Origin of the sequence: Maribacter sp. Asnod1-A12 (genome assembly GCF_045063735.1) — a bacterium.
Lineage (GTDB): Bacteria > Bacteroidota > Bacteroidia > Flavobacteriales > Flavobacteriaceae > Maribacter.
The window spans coordinates 1,609,938-1,622,063 of record NZ_JBEFNZ010000006.1 but is presented as its reverse complement, the minus strand read 5'-3'; the positions used below and the strand labels follow the sequence as shown (position 1 = coordinate 1,622,063).

Genomic DNA, 12,126 nt, shown 5'->3' with positions numbered 1-12,126 from the left:
ACTAAACTTGGGTTATTATTAACCCTTTTTCTGTCATCAGTTTTGATGATGGGCCAAAGTAGCAATGATGTAACTTTCGAGATGAAACTGAGTAAACCTAAACTTGGTCTTAATGAAAGATTACGTGTAGATTTTATTATGAATCGTGATGGTGATAATTTTAATCCTCCAGATTTTACTGGTTTTAAAGTAATCATGGGACCCTCACAATCTATTAGTTCTTCATGGATAAATGGAGTCAGAAGTTATTCAAAATCATATTCATACACCTTATCTCCGACTGCAAGAGGTAAATTCACCATTAAACAAGCCTCTATTGTAATTGGAGGTGAAACTTATAAATCATTAGCTAAAGAAGTTGAAGTTACTGCCGCGGTAGATAAACCAAGTGACCAAATGACCGCTGATGATGTAGCCGACGAGAATTTGCATTTAGTAGCTGAAGTTTCAAAAACGAATCCTTATTTAAACGAGGCAATTACGGTAATCTATAAACTTTATGTAAGTCCTAATATTAGCGTGTCTAACTATCAACCTTTAGATAACCCTAAATACAATGATTTTTGGAGTCAAGATATTAAGGTAAACGCAATAAGCGCACAAAATGGCACCTACAAGGGCAAACCATATCGTTATGTAATTTTAAAACGTATTGTTCTTTACCCACAAAAATCAGGTAAATTAGATATTGAACCATTATCATTAGATGTTACCGTAGACGTACCCACAGGTAGGAGAGATTTCTTTGGTCAAAGAATGTATGCCCAAACCAACAAAACGGTATCTGCAGGTAGTAGAACTATAAATGTAAAACCTTTACCATTAGATAATCAGCCTGCTGATTTTAACGGTGCAGTCGGTGATTTCGATTTTGCCGTTACCACAAGCAAAACAAGTTTAAATGCTTCAGAATCACTACAAGCTACTGTAGAAGTAAGCGGTAAAGGAAATTTAAAACTATTCAAGTTACCTGAATTAGAATTACCAAGTGCCTTAGAAGTTTACGAGCCTGAGTTTACAGAAGGGGTAAGAACTACCTTGGCTGGCATGCAAGGTAAAGTAAGCAATCAATACACAATTGTACCTTCATTTAGAGGTAAATATCCTATAGCCCCTGTAAATTTTAGCTATTTCAATCCATCTACTGGTAAATATGCTACATTAACATCAGATGAAATTTTGATAAACGTTTTAGAAGGCCCTTTAAGTTCATCTAACAATTTAACAGCTTCAAACAGTCAAAAACAATCTGTGATTAGTACTGGCAATCAATTCAATTTCATAAAATTGAATCCTAATCTAACTGGTAAATCAACATCTTACTTCTTAGGATCAACCACATTTTACCTATGGCTATTATGCCCTTTATTGTTAATACCATTAGCTATTCTATTCAGAAAGAAAAGAGATGCCATAGCTGGTGACATTGTAGGCAATAAAGTTAGGAAGGCAAATAAACTTGCACGTAAATATTTATCTGCGGCAAGAAAACAACTCGGAATTAAAGAATCTTTCTATGTTGCACTAGAACGTGCGTTGCATAATTATTTAAAAGCTAAATTGAAAATCGAAACCTCTGAGTTTAGCAAAGACAAAATAAATGAGCTGCTTAAAGAAAAACAGATAGATGATACTACGGTAAATAACTTTATTGCCCTACTTAAAAATTGCGAAGCGGCTAGATACAGTCCATTTTCAGATGTACAAATGCAAGCCGATTATGATAAAGCAAGTGAGGTTATTTCTTTAATGGATAAACAATTATAAGTATGTTCAAAAAGCTAGCTGTTTTTTTTAGTCTTTTTACGGTATTACTATCTACCGCTCAGAACAATCAATTATTTGAGCAAGCTACCGAAGCCTATAACGATGGGAATTATGAAAAAGCAATTGGTTACTATGATGACATATTAACTAATGGCAAACACTCCTCTACGGTATACTACAACCTTGGTAATGCTTACTACAAATTAAATAAAATAGCTGAAAGCATCTACTATTATGAAAAAGCGTTATTGCTGTCTCCGAACGATAATGAAATAAAAACAAATCTAAGTTATTCTCAGAACATGACTATAGATGCTATAGACACTATGCCAGAAACAGGTTTGTCTAAACTGTACAAAAATGTTACAGACAAACTTAGTTTTGACCAATGGGCTTATGTTTCTATTGCATTTATGTTCGCTTTCGTCTTTTTATATATTTTATTTTACTACAGTAATTTTACTACAAGAAAACGTATTACATTTATTGGTAGTTTACTTTCCTTATTTTTCTGCATTTTAACCCTCACTTTTGCCTTTATACAACGTAGCGATTTTGATGAATATCAACCAGCTATAATATTTGCAGAGGAAAGCTTGGTTAAAGCCGAACCCAACAATAATAGTTCAGAAGTTTTTATTATTCATGCCGGAACCAAAGTCAATGTACTAGATCAACTGGATGCTTGGAAAAAGATTAAACTTACCGATGGAAAAACAGGATGGATTAAAGAAAATGAATTGCGATTATTAAAGGATTTTTAGAAATTTGTTAACATTTTTTTACTTTTGAACATTATCTTTATCCTAGATTATACATAAATGACTTTTTTAGCTCGTATATTATTATTGTTATTGTGGCTTTTTGCGGTTACCGCACCGAGCATAATTACTTTGTGCGATATTGAGAATCCAATAGTTATTACCAACCTAAATGAAGAAGAACAAGAGTCTGGTAAAAAATCATCTATAGGTGAAGAGAAATTCGTAAAAGAAAGTTCTTTAGTTTATGTAGAGGTATCCATTTTTGAAAGTTCTATTATCAATAACTTTAAAATGATAGATTATTTGAATCTATCTTTTGAAGTACTATCTCCGCCACCTGATCAGATTAGTTGAATTTTTCGTTTTTTTAATTTACTAATCTGTCCCGATATATTTGGGATTTAATCTTTTTATAAAATGTTCAAACATATTAAAAGCGATATTCCCGCAAGTATCGTTGTATTCTTTGTAGCACTTCCTCTTTGTTTAGGTATAGCTTTGGCAAGTGGAGCCCCATTATTTTCAGGAGTAATTGCTGGTATTATTGGGGGTGTTCTAGTAGGTGCCCTTAGTGGTTCTAAAATTGGTGTTAGTGGTCCGGCGGCAGGTTTAGCCGCAATTGTACTTACGGCAATCGGTACTCTGGGTGGGTATGAAAATTTCTTAGTCGCTGTTGTATTAGGTGGTATTATCCAAATGGTATTCGGAGTTTTAAAAGCCGGTGTAATCGGCTATTATTTTCCATCTTCTGTAATTAAGGGAATGCTTACGGGTATCGGTATCATAATCATTCTTAAACAGATTCCACACTTTTTTGGATACGACCCTGACCCTGAAGGAGACTGGGCGTTTTTTCAAGTGGATGGAGAAAATACTTTTTCTGAAATATTAAACACAATCAATAACATAAGCCCCGGCGCTACCCTAATTGCTATAATTGGCCTATCTATACTTCTACTTTGGGATAAAGTACTTTCTAAGAAGGGCAAAGTGTTTCAAATAATTCAAGGACCGTTAGTTGCTGTTGCAGTTGGTATTTTATTTTATGTTCTTACCCAAAACAGTGAGGTATTGAATATATCAAAAGAGCATTTGGTCAGTGTTCCCGTACCAGATGATTTTTCATCTTTTATAGGGCAATTCAGCTTTCCAAATTTTGGTGCCATAAGTAATCCGCAAGTATGGATAACAGCATTTACCATTGCACTTGTCGCCAGTTTAGAGACTCTACTATGTGTTGAAGCTACCGATAAATTAGATCCTCATAAAAATGTGACCCCAACCAATAGAGAGCTTTTAGCTCAAGGAGCTGGTAATATTGTTTCAGGTATGATTGGTGGTTTACCTATCACTCAAGTTATAGTACGTAGTTCAGCCAATATACAATCAAATGGTAGAACGAAACTATCAGCCATAATTCATGGTTTCTTATTGTTGATATCAGTTATTTTGATACCGACTTTGTTAAATATGATACCATTATCGGTACTGGCCGCAATACTGTTCATCGTAGGTTTTAAATTAGCTAAGCCAGCATTGTTCATTAAAATGTATAAATTAGGATGGAAGCAATCTATTCCCTTTTTCGTGACTGTCATAGGTATTGTATTCGGTGATTTATTAATCGGCATTACTTTAGGTTTAGTTGTTGGTATTATCGTTATTCTACTTAAAAGTTATCAAAATTCACACTTTCTTCATATTGAAGATAATAGCGATGGAAAACACAAAATTAAAATGACGCTTGCAGAAGAAGTTACTTTCTTTAACAAAGGGGCCATTTTGAAAGAATTGGACAATTTACCACACAATACATATTTAGAAATCGATATATTGAACACAAGGTATCTAGATTATGATATTGTTGAAATTTTAGAAGATTTTAGCATTAAGGCCAGAGAAAGAAATATTGATATAAAATTGATCTCTAAACGTGGAGTCGTTGAAAATCCTCCAAGTTATGTTGAGTTTTTTGAGCAACGCCCTAAGTCAAAACTTAGTTTAAGCTAAAACAAATTGTTTTTTTGAGGCTCAATTTAAAAGACCAGAAAAACATCAATTGTATTTTGTCTAAATAGAAAGTAAGACATTAATAGTAACTATTAGTCTAGGTCAATATACTCTATCGACAATTTATACATATCATAAAAATATAAAATACTATGAAAGCACATACTAAAGAAACCCAAGCGACGGTAACACCGATGAAATCATTAGATTTTTTAAAAGAGGGTAATGAAAGATTTCAAAATAATTTAAAAGCAAACCGTAATCTATTAGAACAAGTTAATGATACTAGCGAAGGTCAATTTCCATTTGCAACAATTTTAAGTTGTATAGATTCACGGGTTTCGTCAGAACTGGTTTTTGATCAAGGGTTGGGCGATATTTTTAGTGTAAGAATTGCTGGAAACTTTGTAAACGAAGACATTCTAGGCAGCATGGAATTTGGTTGTAAATTAGCCGGTACAAAACTTATTGTAGTTTTAGGACATACAAGTTGTGGAGCTATTAAAGGAGCTTGCGACCATGCAAGGTTAGGAAATTTAACCGCACTTATCAATAAAATCGAACCAGCAGTAGAGGCCGTTAAAGAACCAACGGATGAATCTCTTAGAAATTCAAAAAATTTAGAATTTGTAGATGAAGTTTCAGCTAAAAATGTAGAACTAACTATTGATAATATCAGAAAACAAAGTCCGGTTTTAGCCGAAATGGAAGAAAATGGCGAAATAATGATTGTTGGCGCTATGTATGACATAACTTCTGGAGCTGTAGAATTTTATAGCTAAGCAGCATAAAATGCAATTTTTATAAACAGAAAGACCGATGTAGCTATTACATCGGTCTTTCTGTTTATCGCTACTAATTTCCAAACTAAATAGCTCCCTTTTTTTAATCTATTAAAATAGTAATAGGCAATTATTTTATTTTAGATCATAGTTTTAAACAACCATTACAAACCTAACCATTAATTGGCTTAATAATTATAAATAACAAAATTAGCTATAGACTCAACATCAAAAGCTATAAAAACACATCATAGCTATCTTAAAAGTTTTAAATTTGCGGCTTTAATCAACATTCATGATTGATAAGATAAAAGAACAGATTTCTGAAGTAACATCGTTCACAGCTGATAATATCGAAGCTGTTGAAACGTTTAGAATTAAATATTTAGGGAAAAAAGGCATTCTTAATGACTTCTTTGCGGAGTTTAAGAATGTGCCTAATGATCAAAAAAAAGAGTTTGGCAAAACTATAAATGAACTTAAACAAGCTGCTACAGAAAAAGTAGAAGTTTTAAAAGGCGTTTTAGCAAGTACACAAACCGATGAACAGATATATGGCGACTTAACCAGACCTGGTATTCAAATGGATTTAGGTTCTCGTCATCCTATTTCAATCGTAAAGAATAAAATCATTGATATTTTCTCAAGAATTGGTTTCAATGTTTCTGAAGGTCCAGAGATTGAAGATGATTGGCATAATTTTACTGCGTTGAACTTGCCAGAGTATCATCCTGCAAGAGATATGCAAGATACTTTCTTCGTACAAACAGATCCAGATATCCTTTTACGTACACACACCTCATCTGTACAGGTACGCTATATGGAAAATAACAAACCACCTATTCGTACTATCTCTCCAGGCAGAGTATATCGAAACGAAGCTATCTCGTCCAGATCTCATTGTTTCTTTCATCAAGTTGAAGGTCTGTATATTGATAAGGATGTTTCATTTGCTGATTTAAAACAAACACTGCAATACTTTACTGCAGAACTTTTCGGAAAATCTAAAATAAGATTAAGACCTTCTTACTTTCCATTTACTGAACCTAGTGCAGAAGTAGATGTATATTGGGGTTTAGAAACAGAAGCTGATTATAAAATTACCAAAGGTACTGGTTGGTTAGAAATTGGCGGTTGTGGTATGGTAGACCCAAATGTACTTACAAACTGCGGTCTTGACCCTGAAGTTTATTCAGGCTTTGCTTTTGGGGTTGGTATAGATCGTATTGCAATGCTTCTTCATCAAATAACAGATATTCGTTTATTAAGTGAAAATGATTTGCGTTTTCTAGAGCAATTTAGAAGTGCATTATAAAATCACTTTGTGAAAAAAGATATTGAAATACCCGTTGTTAAAGATGTACACATCGCCATTATTCGCGAATGGAACGAAGAATTCTTGGACAAAGAATGGAATGCTTATATCATAAATAATCGCGAAACTACTATTGAAATGACTATGGTAGTTTCGAAAGGTTATGATGGTGAGCGTAAAACTTCGATAATGCGACACAACCTCGGTATTGTAAACCCTAAATCATTTAAAAAAATTGAGGTGGTGCAAGAAGATGTCTTGACATTAAATAATGAGTTTTTTTTAACTTTTTTTGCCAATGGCCAACTGTACGATAAACGATTTGTCTTCGAAAAAAATTCAGTAACCGATTCTAACTTAATCCCTATATTACTCATAAATAAAGATGGCATTATGGCTATTTAATGCAATCAAAATATATATTTTCTAGAAAGAAGCAATATTTTTTATATATCAACATCTTCAATAATTATAATACTTCATTGTTTTACAATTAGTTATGTAGTTATAGTTTCTGCAACTATGTAGCTCTATGTTTTTAACATAATTTAAGTTCTTTTAGTTTGTTTGTAGACGAACTAACTATACCTTTGTCGCTTCAATTTTAGTCATATGAGTAAAGAAGAGATAAAAAATAAGCTAATCGAAGAACTGGGAGTTCATTTCGAATCTGAATATGATTTGCCTCCATTAGCTGCCAGAATCTTTGCGAACTTGGTTATTACAGAAGAAGAAGGGTTAACCTTTGAAGATTGCCTTCTTAAGAGAGGCGCTAGTAAAAGTTCTATTTCCACATCCTTAAATCTTTTATTACAAATGGATTTTGTAAAGTATTTTACAAAATCTGGTGATCGTAAAAGATATTTTAAGGTGGCTGAAAAGAATACTTTCTTCATTAAAAAGCTTAATCGTTCATTAACAAAACTTGAAAGAGAGAGTGAAATGGTTCGTAAAATTACCGCTTATAATGAAGAGTATAGACCTGATAAACATGAAGAAAATAAAAACAAAATAACAGTTTACGTTAAATGTATCGATGATATGACGTCAAACCTGAAAACTACAATTGCTACATTAAAACAACAACAGCAAGAGCTAAAATAATTTTTTATATCAATTTGGTTCGTTTTTTACCGAACATTCCGAATTAACAAGACCTTGACAAGGCTAAGCAACTATTTTAATACAAATAAACATCCATCTAAAATGAAGAAATTATCAATTATAGCAATATTAAATGCAACTCTTCTTTTGAGTTCCTGCTTTAGTTCATCAGAAAAACCGGCAGAAGGAGCAGCCGCACCTCCACCACCAAGTTTAAAAGTCCAAGCACTAAAAAAGCAAGATTTAACTACATACAACGAATTTTCAACCACTTTAGAGGGTAAACAAAATGTTGAGATTTGGCCTAAAGTTTCTGGTTTTGTGCAAAAAATATATGTGGAAGAAGGTCAGAAAGTCAAAAAAGGACAACTACTTTTTAAATTAGAGACCCAAACTCTAAATCAAGATGCTAATGCAGCTAAGGCTTCAGTTAACGTTGCTCAAGTAGAAGTAGATAAATTAAAACCCCTAGTTGAAAAGAATATCATCAGTAGCGTTCAGTTAGAAACAGCTAAAGCACAACTTGCGCAAGCAAAAGCGAGTTATCAAAGCGTTGCTTCTAATATCAACTACGCTAATATTTCAAGCCCTGTTGATGGTTATATTGGTGAAATTCCATATCAAATGGGTGCTTTAGTAAGTTCTTCGATGACACAACCTTTAACTACGGTTTCTGACGTTAGTGTAGTTCGCGCCTATTTTTCTATGAGTGAAAGAGAAGCTTTAAACTTTAAGTCTTCATTACCTCAAAATAAGGACCACTTAATTGACCTAAATAAAGCACCTGAAGTAAAATTAGAGATGATCAATGGTGCAGATTACGCAAAACCAGGAAAAATTGCAATGGTTAATAACATAATCAATAGTTCTACAGGTAATATAACAGCTAGAGCAGATTTTGAAAATCCAAATAATATACTAAGTAGCGGAAGTACCGGTAAAATAAAAATTCCAACAATTTATGAGGGTGTCTATGAAATACCACAAGTTGCAACGATAGATTTACAAGGCAAAAAATTGATATATGTTTTAAAAAGTGACAATTCAGTCACAACTATGCCAATTGATATTATTGAGAACACCCAAAAAGGCTATATCGTTAAAAATGGTATAGAACAAGGAACAACTATTGTAGTTGAAGGTGTTACAAAAATAAAAGACGGAATGACAATTACACCAGTAAAATAAGACTTTCCAAAAAATCATTTCATATATAAATAAATAAAAATGTTCCAAAAATTTATAGATCGCCCTGTACTTTCTACAGTAATATCGATCATAATAACCATTTTAGGAGTTCTAGGCTTATCATCATTACCTATTGAACAATACCCAGAAATTGCACCTCCTACCGTACAAGTGACAGCTACATATACAGGCGCAAATGCAGAAACAATTCTAAATAGTGTAATTGTACCATTAGAAGAGGAAATAAACGGTGTGGAAGGAATGACGTACATGACTTCTAGTGCAAGTAACGATGGTGCAGCGAGTATCAGTGTATTTTTTAAGCTAGGTACAGATCCAGATATTGCGGCAGTAAACGTTCAAAACAGAGTTGCCAGAGCAAATAATGTATTACCTAGTAACGTAATTGCAAACGGGGTTATCACTGAAAAAACACAGACAAGTGCATTAATGTTCTTCTCGTTGTTCTCAGAAAATGAAAACTACGATGCCACATTTGTTGAAAACTACGCCAACATCAATATTGTTCCAAAATTACAGCGTATTGAAGGCGTTGGTAGTGTAAATGTTATCGGCGCTAGAGATTATTCTATGCGAGTTTGGTTAAAACCAGATAAAATGGCCGCTTTTAACTTAATGCCTGCAGATATACAAAGTGCACTTAATGAACAAAATGTAGAAGCTGCAACAGGTAAAATTGGTGAAAATGCAGATGGCGTTTACGAATATGTTCTAAAATATAAAGGAAGATTATCTGAAATTTCAGAGTATGAGAACATTGTCATTAAAGCACAAGATAACGGACAGTATTTAAGATTAGGAGATGTTGCCGAAATTGAATTGGGTGCTTTTAATTATGGTACCAAAAATGAAGGTATGGGAAACCCAGGTACAGTTGTGGGTATTTTTCAAACTTCAGGATCAAATGCTAACGAGATAATTAAGCAAATTGAAACAATTCTAAAGGAAAGCAAGAGCGATTTTCCAAAGGGGATAGATTACATAATACCTTATAACACAAAAGATTTCTTAGATGCTTCTATAGACCATGTTATAACTACTTTAATAGAAGCTTTTATCTTAGTATTTATAGTTGTTTTCTTGTTTTTACAAGATTTTAGATCCACACTAATACCTGCAATTGCAGTACCAGTGGCAATTATTGGTACTTTTTTCTTTCTTCAGCTATTTGGCTATACCATAAATATGTTAACCTTATTCGCAATGATTCTTGCCATTGGTATTGTGGTTGATGATGCCATTGTGGTGGTCGAAGCGGTGCATGCTAAAATGGAGGAAGGTGCTACTAATGCAAAAGTAGCTACTAAATCTGCAATGTCAGAGATTTCAGGTGCAATTATATCCATTACCCTGGTGATGTCTGCTGTGTTTATTCCTGTTTCGTTCATTGAAGGATCCTCAGGGGTTTTTTATCAACAGTTTGGTATTACATTAGCTATCGCTATTTTAATATCAGCTGTAAACGCACTTACGCTAAGTCCAGCTTTGGCCGCCTTGTTTTTAAAGCCTCATACACCTTCTGACGAACACAAGAAAAAGAGTTTATCTAAACGTTTCTTTTCTGCTTTCAATACTGGTTTCGATGCTATAACGGATAAATATATTGGTTCTGTAAAATTTTTAGCCAACAAAAAATGGTTGACAGTTTTATTATTAATCATTTTTACCGGCGTTGCTGCTTTACTTTTCAAGACTACACCTTCAGGATTTATTCCTAATGAAGACCAAGGAATTATTTTTGCCGATATGACTTTGGCTCCTGGTACTACTTTAGAAAAAACACAGGAAACGGTTAAAAAAATGGATTCAATCTACGAGTCTATGGACATTGTTAAGGCTAGAATGAATATTGCAGGTCGAAGTTTATTGAACAATGTTAACGGTGGTTCTTACGGTTTCTCTGTAATAAAACTAAAAGATTTTGAAGAACGTAAAGGCGATGGTCAATCAGTAGATGCTACAATTGGAGCTTTATTTGCTAAAGCCGCAACTATTAAAGATGCTAAAATACTATTCTTTGCACCACCAAGTATTCGTGGTTTTGGTAACTCTGCAGGTTTTGAAGTTAACCTGCAAAGTAAAGACGCAGATGACTGGCATACGGTTAGCAATACAACAAATGAATTTTTAGCTGCATTAAACTCAAGACCTGAAGTTCAATATGCTATTACACAGTTTAACCCAAATTTTCCTCAATACGAATTAGTTGTTGATGTAGAAAAGACAAAATCTGCAGGACTTGCATTAACTGATATCTTTAATACAATGCAGGGTTATTATGGTGGCTTATATACCACCGACTTTAATAAATTTGGTAAACAGTATCGTGTAATGATACAGGCTAAACCAGAGGACAGAGCAAATGAAGAATCTATAAATTCTATTTTTGTAACGAATTCTAAGGGTGAATCAGTCTCTATTTCTCAATTCGTTTCTTTAAAGAAAATTTATGGTCCTGAAGTTGTTAGTAGATTTAACCTATTGAGTTCTGTAAAAATAAATGGCGCTCTTAATCCTGGCTACAGTACTGGTGATGCCATTAACGCAATTGAAGAGGTTACTGCGCAAGTATTACCTCAAAATTACACCTATGAATATTCTGGTTTAACAAAAGAAGAAAGTAGTGCCGGTAGTCAAACCATTATCATTTTTGCATTGAGTTTAATATTTGTATACTTTCTTTTAAGTGCCCAATATGAATCATATATATTACCTTTCTCAATTTTATTATCGTTACCAGTAGGTATCGCAGGTGCCATTGCTTTTATAAATTTTGCAGGTTTAGAGAATAATATTTATTTCCAGATTGCATTGATTATGCTTATTGGTCTACTTTCTAAAAATGCCATTCTTATTGTAGAGTTTGCTTTACAACGTAGAAAACATGGGATGTCAATAATCGATTCTGCCATAGATGGTGCAAAAGCGAGACTTAGACCTATTTTAATGACTTCGTTCGCCTTTATTCTTGGATTAATGCCATTGGCACTGTCTAGCGGAATTGGTGCAGTAGGTAATAGATCTATTGGTATGAGTGCCGTTGGTGGTATGTTAATAGGTACCATTTTCGGTGTATTCGTTATACCGGCATTGTATGTTATTTTCCAATCGCTACAAGAGCGCATTACTGGTGCACCGCAAGAACTTATTGAAGAACCTAAGAACTAAAGAAATC

General features: G+C 33.5%; 10 protein-coding genes. All 10 read left to right on the top strand.

What is annotated here, in order from left to right; genetic code table 11:
- The first annotated feature begins 45 nt into the window (after positions 1-45).
- The 10 genes from ACJJVP_RS06845 (at position 46) to ACJJVP_RS06800 (ending at position 12,119) form a co-directional block, all read left to right on the top strand.
- Positions 46-1,767 carry a BatD family protein gene (locus ACJJVP_RS06845; protein WP_405416149.1) on the top strand — a complete coding sequence of 574 codons (1,722 nt, stop codon included), beginning with the start codon at positions 46-48 and terminating at the stop codon, positions 1,765-1,767.
- A 2-nt stretch (positions 1,768-1,769) separates the two neighbouring features.
- A complete protein-coding gene (locus ACJJVP_RS06840; RefSeq protein WP_405412023.1) occupies positions 1,770-2,531 on the top strand; it encodes a tetratricopeptide repeat protein in 762 nt (253 codons plus the stop codon).
- A gap of 57 nt (positions 2,532-2,588) precedes the next feature.
- Positions 2,589-2,885 (top strand): hypothetical protein, encoded by a 297-nt coding sequence (locus ACJJVP_RS06835; protein WP_405412021.1) that lies wholly within the window; start codon positions 2,589-2,591, stop codon positions 2,883-2,885.
- A 63-nt stretch (positions 2,886-2,948) separates the two neighbouring features.
- Positions 2,949-4,541: a SulP family inorganic anion transporter gene (locus tag ACJJVP_RS06830; RefSeq protein ID WP_405412020.1), complete on the top strand. Its 1,593-nt coding sequence runs from the start codon at positions 2,949-2,951 to the stop codon at positions 4,539-4,541.
- Between the two features lie 152 nt (positions 4,542-4,693).
- Entirely contained in the window at positions 4,694-5,323 is a 630-nt protein-coding gene (locus ACJJVP_RS06825; protein WP_405412017.1) for a carbonic anhydrase family protein, read from the top strand.
- Between the two features lie 295 nt (positions 5,324-5,618).
- On the top strand, positions 5,619-6,638 hold the full coding sequence (gene pheS / locus ACJJVP_RS06820; RefSeq protein WP_405412014.1) for a phenylalanine--tRNA ligase subunit alpha: 1,020 nt from the start codon (positions 5,619-5,621) through the stop codon (positions 6,636-6,638).
- Positions 6,639-6,647: 9 nt separating this feature from the next.
- Positions 6,648-7,043, top strand: a complete 396-nt coding sequence (locus ACJJVP_RS06815; RefSeq protein ID WP_405412012.1) for a hypothetical protein — start codon at positions 6,648-6,650, stop codon at positions 7,041-7,043.
- Between the two features lie 207 nt (positions 7,044-7,250).
- On the top strand, positions 7,251-7,742 hold the full coding sequence (locus ACJJVP_RS06810) for a GbsR/MarR family transcriptional regulator (RefSeq protein ID WP_405412009.1): 492 nt from the start codon (positions 7,251-7,253) through the stop codon (positions 7,740-7,742).
- Positions 7,743-7,844: 102 nt separating this feature from the next.
- Entirely contained in the window at positions 7,845-8,930 is a 1,086-nt protein-coding gene (locus tag ACJJVP_RS06805) for an efflux RND transporter periplasmic adaptor subunit (protein ID WP_405412007.1), read from the top strand.
- A 39-nt stretch (positions 8,931-8,969) separates the two neighbouring features.
- Positions 8,970-12,119 (top strand): efflux RND transporter permease subunit, encoded by a 3,150-nt coding sequence (locus ACJJVP_RS06800; protein ID WP_405412005.1) that lies wholly within the window; start codon positions 8,970-8,972, stop codon positions 12,117-12,119.
- The last annotated feature ends 7 nt before the right edge of the window (positions 12,120-12,126 follow it).